This window comes from Niallia nealsonii, from assembly GCF_002835805.1.
In the GTDB taxonomy this organism is placed as follows: domain Bacteria; phylum Bacillota; class Bacilli; order Bacillales; family Cytobacillaceae; genus Niallia; species Niallia nealsonii.
Genome location: NZ_PISE01000016.1, coordinates 156,903 through 181,028 on the forward strand (window position 1 = coordinate 156,903; position 24,126 = coordinate 181,028).

At 34.7% G+C, this 24,126-nt stretch carries 23 protein-coding genes, 1 pseudogene and 1 riboswitch; of the genes and pseudogenes, 2 read left to right on the forward strand and 22 right to left on the reverse strand.

Annotated elements, in window-relative coordinates:
- Positions 1-42: 42 nt before the first annotated feature.
- Positions 43-176: riboswitch (FMN riboswitch) on the reverse strand.
- Between the two features lie 137 nt (positions 177-313).
- The 21 genes and pseudogenes from CWS01_RS08800 to CWS01_RS08910 all read right to left on the reverse strand — a co-directional run bounded on the left by CWS01_RS08800 (position 314) and on the right by CWS01_RS08910 (position 21,426).
- Positions 314-1,363 carry a sulfate/molybdate ABC transporter ATP-binding protein gene (locus CWS01_RS08800; protein WP_101176817.1) on the reverse strand — a complete coding sequence of 350 codons (1,050 nt, stop codon included), beginning with the start codon at positions 1,361-1,363 and terminating at the stop codon, positions 314-316.
- Positions 1,364-1,376: 13 nt separating this feature from the next.
- On the reverse strand, positions 1,377-2,249 hold the full coding sequence (cysW, locus tag CWS01_RS08805; protein ID WP_101176818.1) for a sulfate ABC transporter permease subunit CysW: 873 nt from the start codon (positions 2,247-2,249) through the stop codon (positions 1,377-1,379).
- Between the two features lie 100 nt (positions 2,250-2,349).
- Positions 2,350-3,192, reverse strand: a complete 843-nt coding sequence (gene cysT / locus CWS01_RS08810) for a sulfate ABC transporter permease subunit CysT (protein WP_101176819.1) — start codon at positions 3,190-3,192, stop codon at positions 2,350-2,352.
- Positions 3,193-3,224: 32 nt separating this feature from the next.
- On the reverse strand, positions 3,225-4,259 hold the full coding sequence (locus tag CWS01_RS08815; protein ID WP_101176820.1) for a sulfate ABC transporter substrate-binding protein: 1,035 nt from the start codon (positions 4,257-4,259) through the stop codon (positions 3,225-3,227).
- Between the two features lie 387 nt (positions 4,260-4,646).
- On the reverse strand, positions 4,647-5,450 hold the full coding sequence (locus CWS01_RS08820) for a M23 family metallopeptidase (RefSeq protein ID WP_101176821.1): 804 nt from the start codon (positions 5,448-5,450) through the stop codon (positions 4,647-4,649).
- 368 nt (positions 5,451-5,818) lie between these two features.
- A pseudogene (locus CWS01_RS23445) lies at positions 5,819-6,160 on the reverse strand (glycerate kinase); the annotation flags it as partial.
- A gap of 375 nt (positions 6,161-6,535) precedes the next feature.
- Positions 6,536-6,643: a glycerate kinase gene (locus CWS01_RS23450; protein ID WP_407938547.1), complete on the reverse strand. Its 108-nt coding sequence runs from the start codon at positions 6,641-6,643 to the stop codon at positions 6,536-6,538.
- Positions 6,644-6,843: 200 nt separating this feature from the next.
- On the reverse strand, positions 6,844-8,019 hold the full coding sequence (locus CWS01_RS08835; RefSeq protein ID WP_101176823.1) for a hypothetical protein: 1,176 nt from the start codon (positions 8,017-8,019) through the stop codon (positions 6,844-6,846).
- Positions 7,991-8,542: an RNA polymerase sigma factor SigX gene (gene sigX / locus CWS01_RS08840; RefSeq protein WP_101176824.1), complete on the reverse strand. Its 552-nt coding sequence runs from the start codon at positions 8,540-8,542 to the stop codon at positions 7,991-7,993. The genes CWS01_RS08835 and sigX overlap by 29 nt, the downstream gene beginning before the upstream one ends.
- 257 nt (positions 8,543-8,799) lie before the next feature.
- Positions 8,800-10,560, reverse strand: coding sequence for an ATP-binding protein (locus CWS01_RS08845; protein ID WP_101176825.1), 1,761 nt, complete (start codon positions 10,558-10,560; stop codon positions 8,800-8,802).
- Positions 10,557-11,273 carry a response regulator transcription factor gene (locus CWS01_RS08850; protein ID WP_101176826.1) on the reverse strand — a complete coding sequence of 239 codons (717 nt, stop codon included), beginning with the start codon at positions 11,271-11,273 and terminating at the stop codon, positions 10,557-10,559. Before CWS01_RS08850 ends, CWS01_RS08845 begins: the two co-directional genes overlap by 4 nt.
- Positions 11,274-11,385: 112 nt before the next feature.
- Positions 11,386-12,561 (reverse strand): c-type cytochrome biogenesis protein CcsB, encoded by a 1,176-nt coding sequence (gene ccsB / locus CWS01_RS08855; RefSeq protein ID WP_101176827.1) that lies wholly within the window; start codon positions 12,559-12,561, stop codon positions 11,386-11,388.
- 1 nt (position 12,562) lies between these two features.
- Positions 12,563-14,182, reverse strand: a complete 1,620-nt coding sequence (gene resB, locus CWS01_RS08860) for a cytochrome c biogenesis protein ResB (protein WP_101176828.1) — start codon at positions 14,180-14,182, stop codon at positions 12,563-12,565.
- Between the two features lie 17 nt (positions 14,183-14,199).
- Complete coding sequence (resA, locus tag CWS01_RS08865) at positions 14,200-14,724, reverse strand: thiol-disulfide oxidoreductase ResA (RefSeq protein ID WP_101176829.1); 525 nt, start codon at positions 14,722-14,724, stop codon at positions 14,200-14,202.
- A gap of 100 nt (positions 14,725-14,824) precedes the next feature.
- Complete coding sequence (gene rluB, locus CWS01_RS08870; protein WP_101176830.1) at positions 14,825-15,553, reverse strand: 23S rRNA pseudouridine(2605) synthase RluB; 729 nt, start codon at positions 15,551-15,553, stop codon at positions 14,825-14,827.
- 322 nt (positions 15,554-15,875) lie between these two features.
- Positions 15,876-16,409, reverse strand: a complete 534-nt coding sequence (locus tag CWS01_RS08875) for a spore maturation protein (protein ID WP_101176831.1) — start codon at positions 16,407-16,409, stop codon at positions 15,876-15,878.
- A 3-nt stretch (positions 16,410-16,412) separates the two neighbouring features.
- A complete protein-coding gene (locus tag CWS01_RS08880) occupies positions 16,413-17,003 on the reverse strand; it encodes a nucleoside recognition domain-containing protein (protein WP_101176832.1) in 591 nt (196 codons plus the stop codon).
- Positions 16,996-18,144 carry a D-alanyl-D-alanine carboxypeptidase family protein gene (locus CWS01_RS08885; RefSeq protein WP_101176833.1) on the reverse strand — a complete coding sequence of 383 codons (1,149 nt, stop codon included), beginning with the start codon at positions 18,142-18,144 and terminating at the stop codon, positions 16,996-16,998. Before CWS01_RS08885 ends, CWS01_RS08880 begins: the two co-directional genes overlap by 8 nt.
- Positions 18,145-18,799: 655 nt before the next feature.
- Positions 18,800-19,693: a superoxide dismutase gene (locus CWS01_RS08895; protein ID WP_101176834.1), complete on the reverse strand. Its 894-nt coding sequence runs from the start codon at positions 19,691-19,693 to the stop codon at positions 18,800-18,802.
- A gap of 391 nt (positions 19,694-20,084) precedes the next feature.
- Complete coding sequence (gene scpB, locus CWS01_RS08905) at positions 20,085-20,669, reverse strand: SMC-Scp complex subunit ScpB (RefSeq protein ID WP_101176836.1); 585 nt, start codon at positions 20,667-20,669, stop codon at positions 20,085-20,087.
- A complete protein-coding gene (locus CWS01_RS08910) occupies positions 20,656-21,426 on the reverse strand; it encodes a segregation/condensation protein A (protein WP_101176837.1) in 771 nt (256 codons plus the stop codon). Before CWS01_RS08910 ends, scpB begins: the two co-directional genes overlap by 14 nt.
- A gap of 281 nt (positions 21,427-21,707) precedes the next feature.
- Here CWS01_RS08910 and CWS01_RS08915 point away from each other — a divergent pair, with 281 nt between their 5' ends.
- Positions 21,708-22,226 (forward strand): DUF309 domain-containing protein, encoded by a 519-nt coding sequence (locus tag CWS01_RS08915; protein ID WP_101176838.1) that lies wholly within the window; start codon positions 21,708-21,710, stop codon positions 22,224-22,226.
- Between the two features lie 161 nt (positions 22,227-22,387).
- On the opposite strand, the gene CWS01_RS08920 is transcribed toward CWS01_RS08915, so the two are convergent.
- Positions 22,388-22,762: a GNAT family N-acetyltransferase gene (locus tag CWS01_RS08920; RefSeq protein WP_101176839.1), complete on the reverse strand. Its 375-nt coding sequence runs from the start codon at positions 22,760-22,762 to the stop codon at positions 22,388-22,390.
- Positions 22,763-23,203: 441 nt separating this feature from the next.
- Here CWS01_RS08920 and CWS01_RS08925 point away from each other — a divergent pair, with 441 nt between their 5' ends.
- Positions 23,204-24,070: a DUF1002 domain-containing protein gene (locus CWS01_RS08925; RefSeq protein WP_101176840.1), complete on the forward strand. Its 867-nt coding sequence runs from the start codon at positions 23,204-23,206 to the stop codon at positions 24,068-24,070.
- Positions 24,071-24,126 lie beyond the last annotated feature (56 nt).

The following is a 24,126-nucleotide window of genomic DNA, read 5'->3' on the forward strand; positions in this document are numbered from 1 at the left end:
ATAAATGTTCGCAAATATAAAATTTTTGAACAAACGCAGAACCTCCATCTTCTCCCATCCAGACTGTACTGTCGGTTTTGGATTTTCACCAAATCAACCTATCGAAATAGGTTCACGGACTTTGAGCTATACTCATCACCGCCGGTCGGGAATTTCACCCTGCCCCGAAGATAGATCAATATTAATTTTTAATATGATACAATTGCCATTATACAAAAGAAAATTCAATCTGTGAAGAAGAATGCTTCATTTTTTAAAAAAGTTTTTTTAAATCTAGCTTTTATCCCTCTTTTTCTCCAAAAAGAATAAGTGTTTAGCTAAAAACCCTTATCTCTTTTGGTTTAACATAAATAATATCGCCTTGTTTTACTTGTAATGAGCTATATTGTTCTTTTATTAGCTCCACTTCCAAACTTTCATGCAAATCTGTTCGTACGACATCCATTCGAACCGTATTCCCTACCTTTTGGATATGGCGAATAATAGATTTAATAGAACTTTTATCACTTGGTTGTTTTTCAATAATAAAATCATATGGTCTAACATAGCCAACGCCATCTTCATTGCCAATTCCATTCTGGATATTAAACATTGCAGCACCTGAAGCAAATTTTCCTTTTTCCATTCTTCCTTTAAATATATTGATGCTTCCTAAAAAATCATAAACAAAAGAATTAGCTGGACTTTCGTATACTTCTTCTGGCGTGCCTATTTGTTCAATTTCCCCTTCATTCATAATAACAACTCTATCCGCAACATCTAAGGCTTCTTCTTGATCATGTGTGACGAATATGCTGGTGATTTTATATTGATCATGAAGGTTTCTTAACCAACGTCTTAATTCTTTGCGGACCTTAGCATCTAGTGCACCAAAAGGCTCATCTAACAATAATATTTTTGGCTTCACAGCAAGAGCCCTCGCTAACGCAACTCTTTGTCTTTGCCCTCCAGATAATTGAGATGGATATCGATCTTGATAGCTGCTTAATTTAACAAGCTCCAATAATTCAGTCACTTTTTCTGTAATTTCTTTTTTTGTTGGCCTTTCTTTTTTCGGTTTTACACGTAAACCATATGCTACATTTTCAAAAATAGTCATATGGCGAAATAAAGCGTAATGCTGAAAAACAAAACCAACATTTCTGTCTTTTACATGCTTTTCTGAAAAATTGTCCTCGTCCACTAATATCACACCTTGATCTTGGTATTCCAGCCCTGCAATAATGCGCAGCAAGGACGTTTTTCCTGAACCGGAAGGACCTAATAAAGCAAGAAGTTCTCCTGTTTTAACTTCAAGGTTTATATCTTTTAATGCTTCATAAGAACCATAGTTTTTATGGATATTCTTAATATTTATGCTCAACTGCCAACCCTCCCTACCGTTCTAATTGTAGATGTTTTGTTTTTGATTCCACGATGCTCTTAATAATTAAAGATATAATGGCAAAAATGGACATAAGCGATGCTACAGCGAAAGATGCTGAAAACTGATATTCGTTGTACAATATTTCAATATGCAGGGGCAAGGTATTGGTTAATCCTCTAATATGTCCAGAAACAACGGATACAGCTCCAAATTCGCCAATTGTTCTTGCGGTAGCTAAAATCACTCCATGAAGCAAAGCCCATTTTATATTTGGAAGAGTAATATTCCAAAACGTTCTAAATCCTCCCGCCCCTAAGATAATCGAGGCCTCTTCTTCTGCTGTGCCTTGACTTTGCATAATTGGTATTAGTTCACGGGCAATAAACGGGAAGGTTACAAAAAGTGTTGCTAACACAATTCCTGGAACAGCAAAAATAATTTTTATATTGTTTTCCATCAATATTTGCCCAAATACTCCATGAAGACCAAATAATAAAACAAAAATCAGTCCTGCAATAACCGGTGAAACCGCAAAGGGCAAATCAATTAAAGTGATAAGAAGATTTTTCCCTTTAAATTCATATTTAGTGATTGCCCATGCTGCAATAACGCCAAATATTGTATTAATTGGCACAGCAATAATCACTACTAACAGCGTTAATTTAATGGCAGATAAAGAGTCTGGATTTGAAATTGCTTCAAAATATACCCAGCTCCCTTTTTCAAAGGCTTTTACAAAAATAGCAATCAAAGGAACCACTAAAAAAAGTGTTAAAAATAGTAAAACAATACTAATCAATGCCCATTTGACTAACACCGGCTCCTTTTGCACTTGCACCTTATTATTTATGTTTTTTTGTTTAACTTGTATATTCGCATCCATTTCTATCCTCCTTTAAATGGAAAATAAACGCTACTTTCTAAATAGGTATTATTATCCAATAACACTGGATTTTTTCTTTTGTTTATCTCATACTAATAATTTAAGAAACAAACTTTTTTCTATTCCACCATTGAAGCAGATTAATGCCAAATAAAATAAAAAATGTAATAATCAGCATTCCTGCTGCAACAGCTGTAGCTCCCTCATAATCATATTGCTCTAGTTTTGTTATAATAATTAATGGAGAAATTTCTGTCTTATATGGCATATTTCCAGCTATAAATACAACAGATCCATATTCCCCTAAAGCCCGTGCAAAGGACAAAGCAAATCCAATAAAAATGCTTGGAATTATCTCTGGAAATATCACTTTAATGAATGTTTGCCACCTGTTGGCTCCTAAAGCAGCAGATGCTTCCTCCACTTCTGTCTCCACACTTGCTAGCACCGGCTGAACCATTCTAACCACAAATGGCAAACCAATAAAAACTAACGCGATGATAATGCCAATTGGCGTAAAAGCAATTTTAAAAGAGAAAAATTGGCCTATCCAGCCATTGCTTGCATAAAGAGTAGTTAAAGTTATGCCAGCAACAGCTGTAGGTAATGCAAAGGGCAAATCAACAAGGCCATCAATAAATTTTTTCCCTGGAAATTGATACCTAGTTAAAACCCAAGCGATTAATACTCCAAAAAAAACATTAATTAGCGCTGCTGAAAAAGCAGTCAAAAAGCTCAATTTATAGGATGCTAACACCCTTTTCTCCGTAATAATATCCCAAAAATCAGAAAAACCATTAGAAAAAGAATGTAAAAACACCATGGATAACGGAATTAGCACAATTAAGGAAAGGTAAAGCAAGGTAAAACTTAAAGTAAACCGAAAACCGGGAATATAATTATTCTTGCTGGCTTTCTTTCGATTTATTGTTATTTTCCCCATACTACACCATCTCTTTTTTCATTACAGGAACCTTATTGCTCATATATTTCATCAAAAGTTCCCCCATCATTAAAATGTTTTTCTTGTGCTTTTTTCCATCCGCCAAATTCTTTATCCACTGTCACTAAATCAATATCTGCAAATTGATTTTCGTATTTTTTTAAGATTTCTTCCTTTCTTGGGCGATAGAAGTTTTTAGCCGCAATTTCTTGTCCTTCATCTGTATATAAATATTTTAGATACGCTTCTGCCACTTCCTTTGTTCCTTTTTTATCGACTACTTTATCAACAATGGAAACAGGAGGTTCAGCCAAAATACTGATAGACGGATTGACAATTTCAAATTTATCTGATCCAAATTCTTTTAATGTTAAGTATGCTTCGTTTTCCCATGCAATTAAAACATCGCCAATTCCACGCTCTACAAAAGTTGTAGTAGCTCCTCTGGCACCTGAATCTAGCACTTCCACATTTTTATATAATTTTTTCATAAATTCTTTTGTTTCTGTTTCATTCCCACCATCTTTTTTATCCGCATATGCCCAAGCAGCTAAATAGTTCCATCTTGCTCCACCTGAAGTTTTGGGATTTGGCGTAATAACAGACACATCTTTTTTCACTAAGTCATTCCAATCTTTGATCCCTTTAGGATTGCCTTTTTTCACTAGAAAAACAATGGTAGAAGTGTATGGCGTTGAATTATCTGGCAGTCTTTTTTGCCATTCTTTATCAATCAAATTAGCTCCATCCGCAATGGCATCAATATCATATGCAAGTGCTAATGTGACAACATCTGCTTCAAGTCCATCAATAACAGCTCTTCCTTGTTTTCCTGAACCTCCATGTGATTGCTTAATCGTAACCGTTTGTCCTGTTTCCTCTTTCCAGTTCTTCGCAAAAGCCTGATTAAATTCTTGATACAGTTCTCTTGTCGGATCATAGGAAACATTTAATATTTCCACATTTTTTGTCTCTTTTGTGGCGTTCTTTTCTTTTTCATTTCCACATGCAGCAAGCACACCTATTAATAGAATAAGTGAAGCTAGTAAAATAACAGTTTTTTTCATTTTTTTTCCCCCTTAAAAATGACTACAAAAAAAGGCATATTACCCCCTTTTTATGTGATGGGTAATATGCCTTTAGTTGTCTAATCAGCAGCATTATTAATATTATTTTTTCTTCATATAGATTAAACTATATTATCCCTATTTGTCAACTTGGTTTTTAAAAATTTTCACCCTAATCGGAGCCACTCTCTACTAACTCCATTGCGATTTATCGGGCTTTTGAGACCACCCTAATGGAAAGAGGAAACGAGAAATCTAGATGGGTAGAAACTGCCCAATAAAAAAGAACACAGGCTTACAGTAGCAACATCTGTATGGCCTGCATTCTATCTTTCCTCAAAGGAACAATCCGTAGGGAACGTGACCCCGCTGATTGTTCCTTTCATTTTATTTAATAAGCAATTTCTCTCCCTCTATAATCACATCAGATTTTTTATTATTCCATCTTTTCAATTCAGCCACCGATACATTATCCCTTTTCGCAATCGACCATAATGTATCATTCGCTTTAATGGTATAAATTATTTTTTTGGCAGACTTCTGCGTTTTTTCTTTATGCTTATGCAAGGTTGCTTTATTTCCTTCTGCTAAGGGCATATTTTTTACTACTTCTACTGATTTCTGCTTTTTATTCTCTTTACTAGCTGTCAACTTTTCCTTTTGGGCAGAAGTATGGACAGTTTGCCCTACTTCTACTTCTCCTAAAGCCACCATGGGGTCTACAGCATTCTTTTTTGTCATCGTCCATTCTTTATTATGTATTTCAAAATGGAGATGAACACCGGAGGAATTCCCTGTACTCCCCATTTTTCCAATCACTTGTCCTTTTTTCACTTGGTCATTTTGTTTTACCATTCTTTTATTTAAATGGGCATAAACTGTTTCAATCCCGTTAGTATGCTTAATAAATACTACATTTCCATAAGAATTGGAATAGTAGGATTTCATCACGATTCCCCTATCGACAACATAAACTGATTCATTAATATTTCCAGCAATATCAATTCCTTTATGGTGCCCATTTCTCGTATTATATAAATCAGAGATGATACCATCACTAGGCCAAGCCCAATCCTTTGTTCTTTCTGCAATAGATTGAGCGTTGGCCTCTTTTATGTTGCCTAAAAACAATAAACAAAACAGTGTCAAAAAACTCATCGCTTTTATGTGTTTCTTCCTGTAATCTTCCATCCTTTCCTCCTTTATAATGATTGAGAACATAAAAAAGTTCCTGCCATTTTAAAGCACGCCTTCAAGATGTCGGCTACGATTAGCTCCTAATCCTTTTTTTCTGGAAAATTCGCAAATAAAATTCTTTTAAATCATGGGTTATCTGGCAAGATATGTCTTAAAAAGGAAACAACAAAGCTTATTATTTCTGTTGTGTGAAAAACTATGCATCAATTTTTTTTATAGGCATCCATTATGAAAGTTGAATTCAATAAAACAAAAAAAAGCGAGGAATCCCCACTTTTGCAAATAATTTTTATAATAAACGTACAATATATTCTCAGGTTCTTTCACTGCTTTATCTAGGAATATCGAATCACTAAATCGCCTCCCTTTTGTGGGCCAAACACAAAGGAAGCACCGCTCTCTTCACATAATTGGTTTGTTACCTCACAGGCAGCCAACAACTCTATATTAGCTAATCTTTTATCTAAATGAGAACAAATCAATTTTATTTAATAGATTCAAAGAATTCCCCCGCATGACAGGCAATTGCCGTCTTGATCAAGAAACTTCACTCCAAGGGCTTCAGCTATTCCTGCCCCCTATCATTTGTAGCGCTTCCACCAATGCCGATAATAATTCTTTTAGCCTTTTTATTTATACATTCTATTATTAAATTCACCTGTTCCATATGTAATAGCTATAAGGGGATTTTCGATCTTTTTATTAGGCTCTTTTCTAAAAGATTGTTGTTTTTAAATAAGTTTTGTAAACAAAAATTATTTAGGTTGATTGGAGTGGAAGGTGTGAGACTCCTGTGGGAGCAGCGGGACAGGCGAGACCCCACAGTCGCTGGTGCGACGAGGAGGCTCACCGCCCGCCCCACGGAAAGCGAGCATCCTGAAGCGGAAATTAACCTTCCCCAGTGCTTAGTGAATAGCAACAAAGTTTACGAAAACAGCCTTTTATTAACAAGATGAATGCCACTCTCTTATAGCTGTTTCTGTATCTCCCATTATTCCGTATATTGCCTTTACTACATTTTTGAGGGGACCAGTTACATGAGTATAATATAGCTTTCTACCTGTAGCATCCACTAATGATTACACGGTGCCTTCTCCCCCATCGGCCACCGGAACATGAATAAACTTTCCATTTGGAAACACTCTTTTTATACCTGGTGCCATTGCGATAAATACTTCTTTTGCCATCATGCCTTCTTTAAATGAATTAGTGCAAGCACAAATTTTTTTGTCATAATTACTCCCCCTAAAGGGCATTTTTTAGCTGAAATTACAACAAATCAGGAACCTAAAAAAACGTTATTCTCCATTAAAGAAACCATACAATCAAACTTTACTAGTTAAAAAAGGGCAATAATTAAAACATTGCCCTAGAAACATAAACTCTCCTATCTCACTTCTCTTTTATTTGGGGCAATAGGTACTGCTATGGCTTTTGCAAGGGAAAACCTGCCAATTTGCTTTAACTTGGCATTTTCAAATTTTACGGAGGAAAAATGAAAATCTTTCGCTGTTAATAAAATTGATTCTATCGCTTGAAGAGTTGTTGCATTTTCCTCTAGTTTACTGCCATTTGTTAAAAAGAGAGTAAGCTGGCCTTTTGCTTTATCTTTAACGATTTTGGAAAAATGAATGGTATCGGGGATTGAAGAATCAAGCCCTAAAACTTCATTATCTTGCCTCATTTCATAAAAAGCTGTTTCTATATCTTGATAGGAATCTAATGATGGCACGTAAAATGGGAGATTCTCCTCTATTTTATTGGAATCTAAAAGAAAATATCCTCTGTTCTCCAATTCGGTATATTGATAAGACAGTTTTTCGCCAAAATTGCCAAATTCAATGCCTGGCTGATCTTCTGTCATAAATGTCACTTCTTTTCCTCCAACGTTTTGTAATTGTTGATTTATAATAGCAGAATAAAAGTTTATTCCATTGGAAGGAAAAGCAGCTAACTCTTTTTCAATAGTTACTGACACGTTTTTTTTCTTTTCATCAAATTGAATGTCCGCTTGAATAGGATAAGATTCTTTTAAATGCCAATCCTTTTCTGTCAACTTACTCATATTATCCATATACAGCTGGAAGCGAGAATGGTGATTCGGATTATCTGCCACTATGCTAATTGGCACAACTACTTGCATAGCAGCATCTGGAATGGGATAAGTAAGTACTTCCTTGTTTTGTATATCTTCCTGATATACCGCATTTGCTTGGATCATCTTGCTTTGATCCATGTTTAGACTATCTGAGGTGTCTTCCCTTTCCTTTTTGGCTATTTTATCTTCTGCTTTTAATGCGATCATATTGGAATTATCTAATGAACGATTACTTGTTTCATTTTCTGTACCATTATGAACAATTTCGCTGATAATAACCAAAAAAAGAAGCAGAGAACACACCGTAGCAATTGTGGGGATATACCAAATTCTTTTTCGGCGCTTATTTATTTTTTTGTCTATCTGTTGATAAATCATTTGTTTCGGCCGATGGTCTTTTAATGCAGGGAGCTGTCTTAAAAGCTCTTCTATCTGTTCATCGCTCCACTTGGACTCTTTTGTCATACTCTTCCTCCTCTCTATATATGTCCTCTATTCTTTTCTTTAATACTTTCAGCGCGCGATGCTGGGTTGTTTTCACTTTGCTTTCTGTCCATCCTAAGGCTTTTGCAGTTTCAGCAATCGATTGTTCCTGTATATAACGCATAATGATAACCATCCGTTGATCTACCGTACACAGCTTTAATGCTTTATATATTTTTTGACTTTCTTCCGATTGTAGAACAAGTTCTTCTGGCATTAGCTCTTCTATTTTGATTTGCTGCTTTGTCCAATCAAATTTCTCCATAATTTTTGTTTTGATGCTTTTTTGTTTGCGAAAATGATCAATGGCAACATTTTTAGCAATACTGAACAGCCATGTTTTTTGTGAGCTTTTCCCCTCAAATCGCTCATATGATTTAAATACACGAATATATACTTCCTGCATTAAATCTTCTGCAGTTTCTTTATGCTGCACCATATATAATAAAAATTGAAAAACGTCATGATGATACTTGTCGTATAGGTCATCAAAAACGGAGTTCATATCTTCCCCTCCCCGTTCCTTTAATTAGTCGAACTTTATGTAACAATAGTTTCATCTTTATAAAAAAAGATTTATTTTATTACATAACAAAAACACTTCCGTTACATACTCTCATTTTTATGCAAAATGCTAATAACCTGGTTTTTTTTTCATAAAACTATTAATAAAAAAAGGAAGGCATCTAAACTCCTTCCCATACGTTCTATTATGTGAAATTGTTTCTTATGAATCAAGAATAATCGTCATTTTCTCTTATTTTATTCAAGGATTCGAGGCAAATAGATTAAAAATGTCGTACCACTGCCTACCTTACTGTGTACAGAAATATGACCATGATGTGCCTCCACAATGTTTTTGGCAATAGCAAGTCCAAGGCCTGTACCAGAATTACCTCTTGTTCTCGCTTTATCTGCTTTATAAAAACGTTCAAATACAAAAGGCAAATCTTCTTCTGAAATGCCAATGCCTGTATCTTCAATGGTCCAGGTAACACCTGAACTATCTACCTTACAATCAATGGCAACTTTTCCTTTAATAGGAGTATGTCTAATGCAATTGTCGATAACATTAGTTAATACTTGTTCCATACGATCTGGATCCATATAAAAAGCTTGCGCTACGGATGGTGAATCTACAATCAACGAAATATTCTTTTCTTTCGCTAATGCATTAAATTTCCGAGAAACTTTTTGCAAAAAGCTGCTTATTTCTACTTCTTCTTTTAATAAATCTACATGCTCTGCTTCCATTCTCGCCAAATCTAATAATTCATTCACCAATTTTCCCATTCGAACCGATTCATCATAAATAATTTGCGCCATTTCTTTTTTTTCCGCTTCCGACCCAGCAATATCATCTACGATTGCTTCACTATAACCTTGAAGCATACTTATTGGCGTACGCAATTCATGGGAAACATTGGCAATAAAATCAATCCTTAGCTTATCCAGTTTTCTTTCTTCTGTCATATCTCTAATGACTGCGATTGCCCCTCGAATAAACTCTTTGTTGTATAACGGACTCACAATAACAACCCAATATCTCCCTTGCAGTTTTATTTCATCAATTTGCTCTTCCCCTGTCGTAATAGCTAAAAGAAATAGCTCTTTCACTTTTGTTGGAACTTGCCCTTCTTTTGCATGATCGCTTTGCTCGTAGTGCCAATGCTGCAAAAATCTTTCAGCTGGAGGATTGGTGATTAATAAACTTCCATTTTTATTAAACGTAATAACGCCATCTGCCATCCCACTTAGTATATTGCCTAGCTGCTCTTTTTCTTCACTTAATGCATTAATATTAAAGTTTAGTCTTTTGGCCATATTATTAAAAGCAATAGCCAATTCACCGATTTCATCCTGTGCCATAATCGGCACCTTTGTATCAAAATTTCCTTTTGCCAGCTCAAATGCAGCTTCTCTCATTTTTCGCAAGGGAGCCGTTATTCTTGTCAACAAGAAAAAAGCAAAGATTGTGGTTAAAACAATAGCGATAACAGCTGCCAACACAATAAATTTAGTAGTAGAATTTTTCGTCTCGTTTAATACTTTCAAGGATTGATAAATATAAACTGCACCAGAGGATTTACCGCTTTCAATTAGTGGTGTCCCAACGATAACCAATTGATCTCGATCATTGATCGGATCTTTTATCGTGATGACCTTTGTTTTCCCCTTAGAAATCGCATCAGACAATTTTTTGTTTTGCATTAAATAATGAGGAGAAAGCTTTGTCACCTGACCTTTTGGCGATAAAATAACCTTATCAGAAGATCGAATGATAGTAGCCCCCATCTCATCATCAAGCAAATCCCAAGCAATTTCTACTCCTGCCTCTGTTTGATGCTTGCTTAAAATAGCTGATATTTTGGTTGCAGTATTTTCCAGTCCTTTTTTTGTCTGGTCAGAATGATACTGTTGAAAATATTCCAACAGCATCACTGTTAATATAAAAAGCACAATGGATATCAGAAGTAAAAATGTAAACCATAATTTAAATACTACGCTCCTCCAAAACATCATCCATTGTTAACCTCAAACTTATACCCTACACCCCAAACTGTCACAATCATTCCTGCAGCTTTTTCTGATACTTTATTTAACTTTTCTCTTAAACGTTTGACATGTGTATCTACTGTACGCAAATCACCGAAAAACTCATAATGCCATACTTCCTTTAAAAGGAGTTCTCGATCAAAAACCTTATCTGGAGATTTGGCCAAAAAGTATAATAGTTCATATTCTTTAGGCGTTAAACTTACTTCTTTTCCTTCTGCAAGCACTCGATGTGCATCATGATCAATTGTAATAAAAGGGAATACAATAATATCTTTTGAGCTGCTGTCATTTTGCACAAATGTTGTCGTCACGGATCTTCTGAGAAGGGCTTTTACACGCAAAACAACTTCTCTTGGACTAAACGGTTTAACAATGTAGTCATCTGTTCCAGCTTCAAACCCTTGCACTCTATTTATTTCTTCCCCTTTAGCTGTCAGCATGATAACTGGGGTCGCTTTTTTTTCTCTTAACTCTTTACATACTTCCATGCCATCTTTGCCTGGCATCATTAAATCAAGAAGTATAGCATCATAATCTGTCGCCATAGCTTTTGTTAGCGCTTCTTCTCCATCTTCCGCTTCTTCTACAAGAAAATTTTCTCTTTCCAAATACATTTTTAATAAACGTCTTATTCTTTCCTCATCATCCACTACTAACAGTTTAATTTCTTTTTCCATTTATGAATCCCCCTATACCAAGTACTCTAATTTAAGTATTTTTTCATTGCATATAGTTGATACTTCACATCATCTCTTTTAAAAATGGGGAAATTAGCTTTATTCCCTTTATCTATGCATAAGAATGCAAACCTACCATAATTAAATTTACGACAATCAAATTAAACATAATGATAATAAAACCTAATACAGCAAGCCACGCAGACTTTTTTCCTTGCCAGTCTTTCGCAATGCGCAAATGCAAAAATGCTGCATAAAATAACCAAGTAATTAATGCCCAAACTTCTTTAGGATCCCAATCCCAAAATCTTGACCAAGCTATTTGCGCCCAAATCATCGCAAAAATTAATGCCCCCAATGTAAAAACAGGAAATCCAATTAAAACCGAACGATAGCTTATCTCATCTAAAAGATCTAATGAAACATTTTTCACCAGGGGTTTTAATGCAGTTCCAACTCTTTTTCGGAGAATTAATCTAGCTAATACATATAAAATGCCTCCTGCCACAACAGATAATAGCAGGCTATTTAATTTACCGCTATTTATAGTTGCCGGCACTGTGAGAAAAGGCTGAAAATCCGTATTATTAGCTGCTTCTTTTTCAGCGGGACCAATGATTGGAGGCATATGATATTCAATCACTGTTTTTTCACCTTGACTATCGACTATGTATATTTCTTCTTTAAAGCCAATAGAAGAAAGAATTAGGTTTAACAGAATAAATCCTATAAAAGATAAAAAGATAAAGATGATTAATTCAATCCCTTTTATGCTTTTGATGTTTTGATCATTTGTTGATTTTAGCAAATAAATAAAGCCCGCCGCGAAACTAACGGATAAAATTCCTTCTCCTAATGCTGCTGTTATCACATGAATTTTAAGCCAAGAACTCTGCAGCGCCGGTATAAGAGGTGCAACATCTTTTGGAAACATATTTGCATATGCCAAAAGAACAATAACAACAGGCAAGGTGAACACACCTAATGAAGGAAGCTGATACAATTTGACTATTAGCAAAAAACCTGCAACTATTGCCAATGCAAAAAAACAAATAAATTCAAATAAGTTGCTGACAGGAGCATGACCAGATGCAATCCATCGCAAGATAAAATAGGTCAAATGGCTAAAAAAAGCAAAAACGGTTATAATCATGCCTATGGTTGAAAATTTGCCCAGCATCTTTTTTTTGTCTTTTTGCCTTTGATTCACTCCCCCGCCAAAAAACAAAGTGGCCACTATATAAAGGAGAAATGACGCAAATAAAAAATTGCTGCTGACACTTGCCATTTTATTCCTCCTCTCTATTGCCTGATTGTTTATATGCAGGTTTTTCTAATCTTGTTTTTTCTATATTTCCAAACACATGCTCAATATCCCGTTTTAAACCGTGCCAGTTTTTATTTGTATGTGCGGCAATCCAAACTTTTTTGTCTCCCACTCTTTTTATCCATACTCTTCTATGATTCCAATAAGAGCCTTGAATAACACCTATCATAAAAATAATTCCACCAATAAAAAGAATTGGCAGCAATGGATCTTTTCTGACGGTTAAAGCTGTTACATTTTTTGTTTTGATATTTTCCAACTCTACAGTAAACTGATGATTTTTTGACGAGTTTACCGTTTGGCTTACTGTAGCAAAACTGACTTCTGAAACCTTTTTATCTGCTGAATGTACTCGAAACACAAACGCTGGATTATTGGGAATTTTGGATACTGTCTGAGGTTTCCCAAATTTATCAAAGGTTACATCTGGATAATACTCTTCTAGCTCTACTTGCAAACCATTCTTTAGTGTATAGCTTTTTTGTGGATCAGCTAAATTAATCTTAAAAGACCCAAATTCCTTTTTTGTCGTATTCGCTATTACTGTATACTCCAGCTCGGATAATTCATTCAGTTTATAGTCTCCTTGATACAAGGCATATCCATCATATTTTAATGGTTTATTCACTTGAATATCTGCTTTTTTTACTTCTTGCAAAGTTGGTTTTTCGCCTAAAATGGCATGCTGATCTGTTTGAAATAAGGTTACTTTTGTTTGAAAGTTTTTTGCCATAACCTCTCTTTTTTGCAAAGCATCCTGAAATACTTCTTCTTCCTTTGTTTTATCATATACTTCCACGATGAATTGATTGTTTTTTAAATAATATTCGCCGTTTGTTCCAGGCAAACGTTTTGTTTCTCCATCTCGAATCCAGACTACTTCATTTACATACATTCCAGGCAAAAATCGTGCAACCACACCAATCAAAAAAATAATTAAACCTAAATGATTAACATACGGCCCCCACCTTGAAAATCTTCCTTTTTCAGCTAATACATTTTCCCCTTCCTTTTTTACCTTATAACGAAGAGATTGAAGCTTCCACTCTAACTCTTGTTCATTAATGGAAGGTCTGTGAAAAAAAACGCGCTGATTTTGGAAAAAATTCGGATGTTTCATCACCCGCTGATGTTTCAAAGAACGATATAAAGGAAAAAAACGATCGATACTTGCAATAAGTAAAGAGATGCTTAAACAGATGATCAAAAAAAGATACCAAAAAGAATGATATAAATTAGAAAGTCCTAGAGCATGATACACAGTTCCAAACCATCCATAGTTTTGTTTATAATACTCCTCTAGTGGAAGGTCTGTCTGGATAGTTGGGGCTTGGGGCAATATCGTTCCAATGATGGACGCAACTAATACAATAATAATAAAGACAACACCGACTTTTACAGATGAAAAGAAATTCCAGAGTTTATCCATTAAGTTTTTCTTATATATTTGGGAACGTCGGGCACTGCCTTCATAGCGCATATCCACTTTTCCATCAGTTTTCTCTAATACATTGCCGCATGCACAACAAATTTCTGTTCCATATGGATTTTTATAGCCACAGCTGCATTGGATTGGTTTCATATGTACGCCACCTGATATCATGGTTTAATCTTTTCCAGTAATGCTTCCATTTTTTCTTCCGTTAATTCTCCTGTATAAATCACTTTAACCATTCCATCCTTATCGATGAAAAAGGAAGCAGGAAGGGGATTGACTGCATAGGAGTCCTGCACTCCTTCATTTGCATCATTCATGATAGAAAAGTCCAATTGATATTTTTCTATAAATCTATCTACTGCCAAAGAGGATTCCCCAATATTAATAGATAATACTTGAATGCCTTTTTCACTGTATTTTTTATCCACTTTATTAATAAGGGGCATCTCTGTTTCACATGGTTTGCACCAAGTGGCCCAAAAATTCAAAAATACACCTTGGCCTTTATAATTGTCCAGTTGCTGCTTTTTTCCATATTGATCTACAAGTATAAAATCAGGGGCTTTTTGGCCAACCTGCAGCTGGTCGGCTTTTTTATTGGTTATGCTTGCATAAATCGTATAAAGGGCAGCTGCACTTATTAGTAAAAAAATAGTGGAGCGAACTAATAAACGTTTCTTTTTCATAAATGCCCCCTTGCCAAGCTACTTTCGACATTATTATATCATTTATATGTTGTTGATATTGTAATCCCCATTAGGCAACTGTGAAAGTTTTATGAATTTTTTACTTTTTCTTACTTGCTTCTGCACGGAGCAGCTTTACTTCGTGTGCTGTCAGTTCCCTTGCCTCTCCTGGTCTTAATCCACTTAAATTAAGAAAAGCATATCTTTCCCTTTTTAGTTTCATAACAGGCGTACCAATTGCGTCAAACATCCTTCTTACTTGACGATTTCTGCCTTCATGAATTTTCAACTCAATAATAGACGTCCCTTTTTTCTTATCTAAAGAAAGAAGCTTTACTTTAGCAGGAGCTGTTTTGCCATCTTCTAATTCTACTCCTCTTTCTAGCAATTTTAATTTCTCCCGAGATGGAACTCCTTTTACTTTTGCCACATATACTTTTTCGATTTCTCCTTTTGGATGCATCATGATGTTGGCAAACTCTCCATCATTTGTTAATAGGATTAATCCTGATGTATCATAATCTAGTCGACCGATTGGATAAATTCGCGCTTCGACAATTTCAGAGAAAAAGTCTGTCACTACTTTTCTTCCTTTGTCATCATTTACACTTGAGATAACCCCTCTTGGTTTATACAGCAAAAAGTAAACTGGCTCTTCTCTTTCAAGAGGTATTCCGTTTACTTCCACTTTATCGGAAGGAGTCACTTTTATCCCTAGTTCCTTAACCGTTTTCCCATTAACTTTCACTCGACCTTCTACAATTAATTCTTCTGCTTTTCTTCTTGATGCAATCCCTGCATGCGCAATTACTTTTTGTAGTCTTTCCATCTATGCCACCTCAAAATTCTCATTATTTTCTTGATTTCGCCATTGGTTAAAGATACTCTAAACCCTGCTTTTTTATTGTTGTGCTGTGTTGAACTTATCTGCTGATTTCTAATCCACATAGTATTAAAAGCAACAATAGAATTTAACGCAGCCTATGGTTTAAAGTACTCACATATTAAGCTATATCCTTTTTGCATTATGACATAAAATCATGAATTTTCAAAGAAAGTCTTTATTAATCCATTATTCCGACAACAGCAAAAACACACTGCTAAATATAGCAGTGTGCAAACAAATGACTAAATAGACATAAATATTTTTATCATTTCCCAAAAAACAAGGTAACTACCACAACGGCAACAATAAAACCAACTAAATCTGCCAGTAAACCCACCTTTAAGGCATCGCCCATTTTTCTAATGCCAACAGCGCCAAAATAAACGGTAAGAACATACAGTGTTGTATCTGTACTTCCTTGAATGGTAGCAGCAAGCCTGCCAATATAAGAGTCAGGTCCATATGTCGCAATCAAATCGCTTGTCATGCCAAGTGCTGCATTTCCTGAAATGGGACGAATAATTGCAAGAGGTGCCACTTCTGATGGAACCCCTACAAAATCGAGGACCGGCTTTAGAAATCCCATAAAATACTCTAATGCACCGCTTGCTCTAAATACAGAAATCGCTACAAGCATGCCAATTAAAAAAGGAATGATGGAAAACGCAATGCTAATGCCTTCCTTTCCCCCTTCTACAAAACTTTCATATGTCGGCACTCGCTTGTATGTCCCGTATAGTAGAATAAACCCAATCAGGGAAGGAATCATCCATAAAGAAATAAGGGAAACAAATTCCATAAATTACCCACCCTTTTTTAATCTTCTATAGTAGAAAAAACGATCAATTGATATTCCTGCTATTGCCGAAAAAATCGTTGCAATTAATGTTGGTCCAACAATATCAGTTGGGGAGGCAGAATGATAGTTCATTCTAATTGCAATAACAGTTGTCGGAATTAAGGTGACACTCGATGTATTTAATGCAAGAAAAGTAATCATACTGTTGCTTGCTGTTGTTTTTCCGCCATTTAATTTTTTCAGTTCCTCCATTGCTTTAATGCCAAGAGGAGTCGCCGCATTGCCAAGTCCAAATAAATTAGCCATCATATTGGAAAGAATATAACCCATTGCTGGGTGATTTTTTGGCACTTCTGGGAATAGTTTTGTAACGAGTGGACGAAAAAGATTAGTTAGTTTTTTTAATAGTCCTGCTTCTTCCGCAATTCTCATCATGCCAAGCCAAAAAACTAAGACACTGATTAAACCGATACAGATTGTAACTGCTTCCTTTGCTCCTGAAAAAATAGCTTTATTTACCTCATCCATTGTTCCATTAAACATGGCAAACACAATGCCAATAACCGTCATTAACACCCAAATGATATTAACCATTGCCGCCCACTCCATTTATGGCAAAAAAGATGCTTTTAAAATGATCAATAAAAGATTTTCCGTCTTTTTCTGTATGTTTATAGTAGATTGGAATTGTATCTACTATTTTTTGATCAAAAGATATTTCTACTTCTCCAACAATACTCGGAACTTTTTCCTCATTCTTTTTCCATGCTTTTTTTACAGGAGCAAGCTTATACTCTACCGAAAAAAAATTCTGTTCATCCTCTGTTATTGGATAGTTATACTCTTCTTTTATATACAATTTCTTTTTATAAAATTTACTATCCACATCTTTTAAATCCCCTTTTTCCATTACGGTTTTCATCGTATAATTTTTAAAAGCTGTTTCAAACATATTAATATGGTCATCCCAGTCATCCGGATCATTTAATGTTACTGCAATAAGCGATAAGCCGTCTTTTTCAGCTGTGCTGACAAGAGTTCTTTTTGCTCTTTTTGTGTACCCTGTTTTTCCTCCTGTTGAATATTCATAAAGCGATGTTAATAGCTTGTTTTTATTTTTCCAAACACGGTCCCATGCTTCCGTCGGATTATCTTGGCGATACGTTTTGGTAGAAGCAATCTTTTTATATGTATCATTGTTCATGGCATAACGTGTCAATAATGCCATATCATATGCTGTGGAATAATGATCTTCATGGTCGTCCAAACCGTGGGGGTTGGAAAAATGAGTATTTGCCATACCAATTTCCTCTGCCTTTTGGTTCATCATATAAACAAAACCATCTAAACTTCCCCCAACCGCTTCTGCAATTGCAACGGCAGCATCATTGCCGGAACGAAGCATCAAACCATATACTAAATCTTCTAATGCTATCTTTTCACCTGGCTTTAAATACACAGAGGAACCTTCTGCTTTCACCGCATTTTCACTTACTGTTACTTTTTCTTTTAATTTCCCTGATTCAATCGCAAGGATTGCTGTCATAATTTTGGTAATACTAGCAATTCTTCTTTGTGTATTCGCATCTTTTTCATAAATAATCCTGCCTGAATCCTGCTCCATTAATACTGCACTACTTGCACTAACATACATTGCCGCACTTGTATTTTGAGGAATAGCTAGTATTAACAAGGACGTGATAACAGATAAAATGATTACTTTAAATAATTTCATTTAACCTACCTCGTCTCCTTATATGGTTTGTACAAGTTTATGAAGAGACAAGTTGGGTTATGACTGTTGTGGGAAAATCTAATCAAATTCCCCTACAGAAATCTTCTTTTTATATCATATAGAACAGATATATTAATAGAGAGGGATGGAGGGAGTTATCGTGAAAGAAGCTCGCAAATTAATTTATACCAAAAAGCAAGTATAAACGAAGCTTCCATACAAACAGCAGAAAAAAATTCAGATGCCTTATTTCTAAAACAATATAAAGAGTTTTTTAATGAGTCAATAACCTAGAAATTGACGGATAGATATTATTTCCTATCAAAGACGATAAAATCTAAAAACACTTGAGATTATGCAGTCAGACAAAATATGGGTAGCAGAGAAGAATATATTCCTGATAATTATATAAAAATTGGTAAAGACGGCTCTGGAGACAAGCTAGCCTTAAAATATTTCGCGTAATCATGAATGATGAAATTTATCTATGGTATCGCAAAATCGAGGTGTATGCTCCAGATTTAAAACATGGAATTAATCTATTCCAAGATAATTTGGAAGACGACTAACTATTGTCTACTATAAAAAGGGTTATTATTCGAGATTCATGTCTCGAATAATAACCCTTTTTTTCTGAGTGATTTTCCTGCACTAATTAATATGGACGCCATTTTAATTCACTTGCTTTTAAAAAGCGCTGTTCTACATCTTTCCAGTTGACAATATTCCACCAGTTATTAACATAAGTTGCCCGGTCATTTTTATATTGCAGATAATAAGCATGTTCCCATACATCTAGTGCTAGTAAGGGAATTGTATCCCATTGTGTAAGCTGCATATGTTTTTCTGATTGGAGAATTTCTAAATGTCTGCTTCTAGGAGACCAGACAAGAATTGCCCACCCTGCTCCTTCGACTGCTTTTGCTGCTTCTGTAAAATGTTTTTTAAATGCTTGAAAACTGCCAAAATATTTTTTTATTTCTTCTAATAATGCTCCCTTTGGTTCTCCCCCACCTTTTGGACTCATATTATGCCAGAATATTGTATGCAAATAATGGCCAGAACCATGAAAGGCAAGTTCTTTTGACCAATGTTTTACTAGTTGAAAGTCTCCATCTTTTCTTGATTTTGCAAGCATATTCTCTGCTTTATTTAAACCATCAACATATGATTGATGATGTTTTTTATGATGAAGCTCCATAATTTCTTTTTCAATATATGGCTCTAGTGCATTATAAGCATATGGTAAATTAGGCAATACATGACCTCCGGCAGGTACAATCGGTTCATTTATATAAATAGTCCCTAAATTTTGACGGCTGGAAAAATATCCTTCCATTGCTCCATGAAGCTCTTCTGCTTCATGTTGGATTTTAATCAATTCTTCTGTATGGAGCTGCTTGCGTTGAACCCCCTCCATTAATTGAGAGAAATTATCCAACTTCCGCCAAATGCTTTCATCCTTTCGAATCTCTTCTGATTCTAGCAGCTGCTTTAATTGTTCATTCCAGATCAATACTTCCTTTACATATTCATTATAGCTCGCCATTCTATGTTAACCCCTTTTCGCTTTTAGAATCACTCATTAAAAGATATGATAAAAGAAAAGGGAACATGCTTGATAAAGTGAAACTTCAATCCTTAGAGGTCTTACTGCCTGCTAAATGGGAATAAGTACAACATTGAACTACCCACCACTTAGCTAATGCTTGAAGTGGGAGTCTTCTATTGGGAAATGATAAAATAATTCCATAAGAAAAACAAAAAAAATTCATCTTTCTATATACAAAAAAAGAGTTCCGTTTTGGCAGGAGCACCATGCTGCTTTCGGCAAAAAAAGCCATTTGCCTAAACAAATGACTCTCTTCCTAAATTTTTACTTTAAAACCTTTTTAACACTCTAAGCCACCTGCTTAAACAAATTAATTATTTGTTTTTTGCTACTCTTCCATTTGCTGCTGAAAGGTTTCAAAGAAAAGATCTGCTTCTTCCTGATTAAACAAATCTTCCTCTTTTTCTGCAAGAGGGGGCAGCTCTTTTAGATCTTTTAAGCCAAAATGATCTAAAAATTCTTTGGTTGTGCCATATAATATCGCTCTGCCGGCACCTTCTGCTCTGCCTACTTCTCTAATTAATGCTTTTGCCGCTAACGTATGAAGAGGCCTTTCTGTTTTTACTCCTCTAATTTCTTCGATTTCAGCACGAGTAATTGGCTGCTTATAGGCAATAATCGCCAATGTTTCAAGGGCTGCTTGCGAAAGCGTAGAAGCATGTGGAGACTCGACCAGCTTTTTCAAATAGCTGGAATGCTCCTTTTTAGTGCCTAGCTGGAAGGTTCCTGCAATCTCTATAATCGTAATGCCCCGTTCTTTATTTTCATACTCTTTTTTTAACTGATCGATAATCTCTTCCGCTTCTTTTTGTTCAATGGATAATACATGTGTTATTTGCTTCAAAGTTAACCCTTCATCACCTGCTGCAAATAACAGACTTTCCATAATGCCCTTCCATTTACTTGCTTTCAATGTTTGTTCCTACTTCCTTTCCCATCACAAAAATATTTGCGAAATTCTTTTCTTGTTCTACAAATATTTCCTGGCGTTTTATTAATTCTAAAACTGCTAAAAAAGTTACAACGATATGGGTTTTATTCAATACCGGAAAAAGGTCTTCAAATAATACTCTTCCTGTTTTATGTTTAACAAATTGAAGAATCTCTTTCATTCTATTTTCAATAGGAATCTCTTGTCTGGTTATTTTTGTTGCAAGAGGCGCCTGAAGTTTTTTTCTTTTTAATAATTTTTGAAAAGCAGCCAACATATCATATAAAGTTACATCTAGATTTTTTTTCGTTATATCTTCTTCTTTGTCCACATAGCTAGATAAATCACTTGGAGGTTTTGTATAGATAAGCCCTCTTTCTTGTTCTCTCGCTTTCAGATCGTCCGCTGCTTCCTTAAATTTCCGATACTCTACTAATCTTTCAATTAATTCTTCTTTAGAATCTTCAACTGATTCCATCATTAAATCTTCATCAAATAAATCATCCTCATGTTTTGGCAAAAGCATTTTGCTTTTAATGGCAAGAAGCGTTGCCGCCATGACAAGAAATTCACTGGCAATATCCAGTTGAAGCTCTGTCATCGTATGAATGTACTCTAAATACTGCTCTGTTATGTCTGCAACATTTATGTCGTATATATCAATCTCTAATTTATTAATTAAATGAAGAAGCAAGTCCAGTGGACCTTCAAAACTGTCAATTTTCACATTATATTGCATTTCATTCACCAAATCCTGTGTTAATCGCATTACTTTTTTGCAATGCTAGTAATAAGTATAGATGATTTAATATCTTTATCCAACAGAAAAATAATCCAATCACTGATTTCAAAACAAATCATTGACCCTCCCTCTAAATTATTTTGTATAATAGAGAAGAATATACTATATAAACACAATGCTGTGTTTAAAAATAGCTACCTTACGCAAACAACTTTTCTCAAAACAATTTGTTGCATAATGATAAAACTTATACAAAAAATAACGAAAGGAGATTTTTTATGTATCCAAATGAATATATCCTTTTTTTAGTGCATTTTCATGGAGATCGGGATTATTTTGAATGCCATGAAATACTAGAAGAATATTGGAAACAAGTAGATAAAGCAAATAAGCAGTCGATATGGGTAGCCTTTATTTTATTAGCCGTTTCTTGCTACCATTTTAGACGTGGAAACTATTCTGGCGCATTAAAAACGATTCGCAAAAGTTTACATATCTTCCAAATAAAAAATGAGGATATCAACCAGTATGGTCTTAACAAGGATAAACTATTACTGACCCTGGAGGAATTAGAAAAACAGATTAGTCACTTAAGTACTTTTAAAGGATTTAATTTACCGATATGTGATGAGAAGCTAGAAGATCTATGCAAAAATAAAGCAGCAGAACTTGGATTATTATGGAAAGACCAGACACCTGTAGACCCAACCATCATCAACCGTCATCTAACAAGAGACCGTAAAGCTGTCCTTAAAGAACGAGAAGAAGCCCTTTTTATGCGCCAACGAAAAAAATAAAAAACATCTATTTGTTCCCCTTTAAAAAAGAGGCAAACAAATAGATGTTTTTTATACCATAAATCAGAACAAGAGACGCAGAATAAAAAATCCTCGTCTCCTCTGAAAACTTTATCACGCATTAACGGGCTTTTGACCGCACTGATTGAAGCTTCACTTTATTATAAATTCATATTTTCTTTTTCAACGATATCTTTACATTTTGAATAAAATTCAAGAACCAATTCATTTGCTTGAATATCCTTATTTGGATATAAGCTTCTGATTCCTTGTACCATCGCTTTTCCTACTCCTTGCTGCCTATGTGATGGGTTAACAGATATATGCTGAATACTAATTGTATTTTCATCTACAAGATGTATCCCAATTAAACCGATTATATCTTCTTCATCTTTCCATAAAAACAGCTGCCAACTGTCCTCTGTTTCATATTGCTTAATCGTCGCTTGAAGAACTTTTAAATTTTTTTCAGCTGGCATAAATGAAAGCAATCCCATGGCAATTTTTTCAAATGTTTTTTTATATCGAATAATCATTTATATCCCTCATTATTATAAAACATATTTACCTATTATTTTTCCCATCTTCCTATACTTCCAAACAATGTTCCCGAAACAATATGCAGATAATATCTTACTTTGACGAAATATGTTATTTCCTTTATCATACATAAAATATGGTGATTCTTCAATGATAAATCTTCTAAACCTTTGGATTCATCCTATATTTCGCAAAAAAATCATAAAAAAATAGTGATTATAGACGAATTGCCTCTTGCTAATTTGATTGCATTCTCTATATAAATATGCCGCTTTCATAAATAAGCTACCTTTTCCTCGATTATTTTTTCAATGAAAGCATCTATTTTTTAATATATTAAAATAACAATAAAATCAATCATAGAAAAGGAAACTTTTTTCTCCTTTTTTACGTCTAGTAATTAGGAAAGTTTTTGAAGCATTAGGAGGACTTAAAAAATGAAATTAAAAAAGCCAATAATTGCTCTGTTAACATTATTGTTATTGCTGCCAATTCCTGCATACGCTGATGTTACAACAGGAGATATGATTATTACACTTGGAAAAAATTTAACAGAAGAACAAAAAAAATTATTATTAACGGAAATGAATGCACCAGATGATGCACAAATCATTACGATTTCAAATGAAGAAGAACATCAATATTTAGGAAACTATATTGCCAAATCTTTAATTGGTACAAAGTCCATTTCTTCTTCTGCCATTACCATTGCCGAAAAAAATGCCGGCATTACGGTGAAAACAAAAAATATTACATGGGTTACTGATGAAATGTATATAAATGCCCTTATTACTGCTGGAGTAAAAGACGCCAACATTTTTATAACAGCTCCCATTCCCGTTTCTGGAACAGCAGCCTTAACCGGAATTGTAAAAGCATATGAGGTCTCAACTGATACGAAAATTCCGGAAGATGTGAAACAAGCAGCCAATGAGGAAATGGTAAAAACAGCAAACTTAGGCGACGATATTGGCACGGAAAATGCAACCGCACTTATGGCGAAAATTAAAGAAAAAGTAGCCGAAACAAAACCAGAAACAGATCAGGAACTAAAAACAATTATTGATGATGCCGCAAAAGATTTAAATATAACCTTAACCGAACAGCAGACAAACAGTTTAATTGAGTTCTTTAATAAATTAAAAGAATTAAACATTGATTGGAACCAAGTAGGAGACCAGCTGCAAAATGCAAAAGATAAATTGACAAACTATCTTGAAAGTGAAGAAGGCCAAGGCTTTTTAGATAAAGTAAAAGAATTTTTTGTCAGTCTAGTTGATGCCATTAAAAATTTTTTTAACTGATGATCACAATAAAACAAAAAAACTAAGTGCGATGTGATATGCTCCCTCTATGGTAG

Coding starts and splice junctions, on each gene's coding strand:
- cysW (WP_101176818.1), bottom strand. CDS start 2,249: ATGGATGCGAATATACAAGTTAAACAAAAAAACATAAATAATAAGGTG.
- cysT (WP_101176819.1), bottom strand. CDS start 3,192: ATGGGGAAAATAACAATAAATCGAAAGAAAGCCAGCAAGAATAATTAT.
- CWS01_RS08815 (WP_101176820.1), bottom strand. CDS start 4,259: ATGAAAAAAACTGTTATTTTACTAGCTTCACTTATTCTATTAATAGGT.
- CWS01_RS08820 (WP_101176821.1), bottom strand. CDS start 5,450: ATGGAAGATTACAGGAAGAAACACATAAAAGCGATGAGTTTTTTGACA.
- CWS01_RS23450 (WP_407938547.1), bottom strand. CDS start 6,643: ATGGCAAAAGAAGTATTTATCGCAATGGCACCAGGTATAAAAAGAGTG.
- CWS01_RS08835 (WP_101176823.1), bottom strand. CDS start 8,019: ATGACAAAAGAGTCCAAGTGGAGCGATGAACAGATAGAAGAGCTTTTA.
- sigX (WP_101176824.1), bottom strand. CDS start 8,542: ATGAACTCCGTTTTTGATGACCTATACGACAAGTATCATCATGACGTT.
- CWS01_RS08845 (WP_101176825.1), bottom strand. CDS start 10,560: ATGATGTTTTGGAGGAGCGTAGTATTTAAATTATGGTTTACATTTTTA.
- CWS01_RS08850 (WP_101176826.1), bottom strand. CDS start 11,273: ATGGAAAAAGAAATTAAACTGTTAGTAGTGGATGATGAGGAAAGAATA.
- ccsB (WP_101176827.1), bottom strand. CDS start 12,561: ATGGCAAGTGTCAGCAGCAATTTTTTATTTGCGTCATTTCTCCTTTAT.
- resB (WP_101176828.1), bottom strand. CDS start 14,182: ATGAAACCAATCCAATGCAGCTGTGGCTATAAAAATCCATATGGAACA.
- resA (WP_101176829.1), bottom strand. CDS start 14,724: ATGAAAAAGAAACGTTTATTAGTTCGCTCCACTATTTTTTTACTAATA.
- rluB (WP_101176830.1), bottom strand. CDS start 15,553: ATGGAAAGACTACAAAAAGTAATTGCGCATGCAGGGATTGCATCAAGA.
- CWS01_RS08875 (WP_101176831.1), bottom strand. CDS start 16,409: ATGGAATTTGTTTCCCTTATTTCTTTATGGATGATTCCTTCCCTGATT.
- CWS01_RS08880 (WP_101176832.1), bottom strand. CDS start 17,003: ATGGTTAATATCATTTGGGTGTTAATGACGGTTATTGGCATTGTGTTT.
- CWS01_RS08885 (WP_101176833.1), bottom strand. CDS start 18,144: ATGAAATTATTTAAAGTAATCATTTTATCTGTTATCACGTCCTTGTTA.
- CWS01_RS08895 (WP_101176834.1), bottom strand. CDS start 19,693: ATGGCGAGCTATAATGAATATGTAAAGGAAGTATTGATCTGGAATGAA.
- CWS01_RS08910 (WP_101176837.1), bottom strand. CDS start 21,426: ATGCAATATAATGTGAAAATTGACAGTTTTGAAGGTCCACTGGACTTG.
- CWS01_RS08915 (WP_101176838.1), top strand. CDS start 21,708: ATGTATCCAAATGAATATATCCTTTTTTTAGTGCATTTTCATGGAGAT.
- CWS01_RS08920 (WP_101176839.1), bottom strand. CDS start 22,762: ATGATTATTCGATATAAAAAAACATTTGAAAAAATTGCCATGGGATTG.
- CWS01_RS08925 (WP_101176840.1), top strand. CDS start 23,204: ATGAAATTAAAAAAGCCAATAATTGCTCTGTTAACATTATTGTTATTG.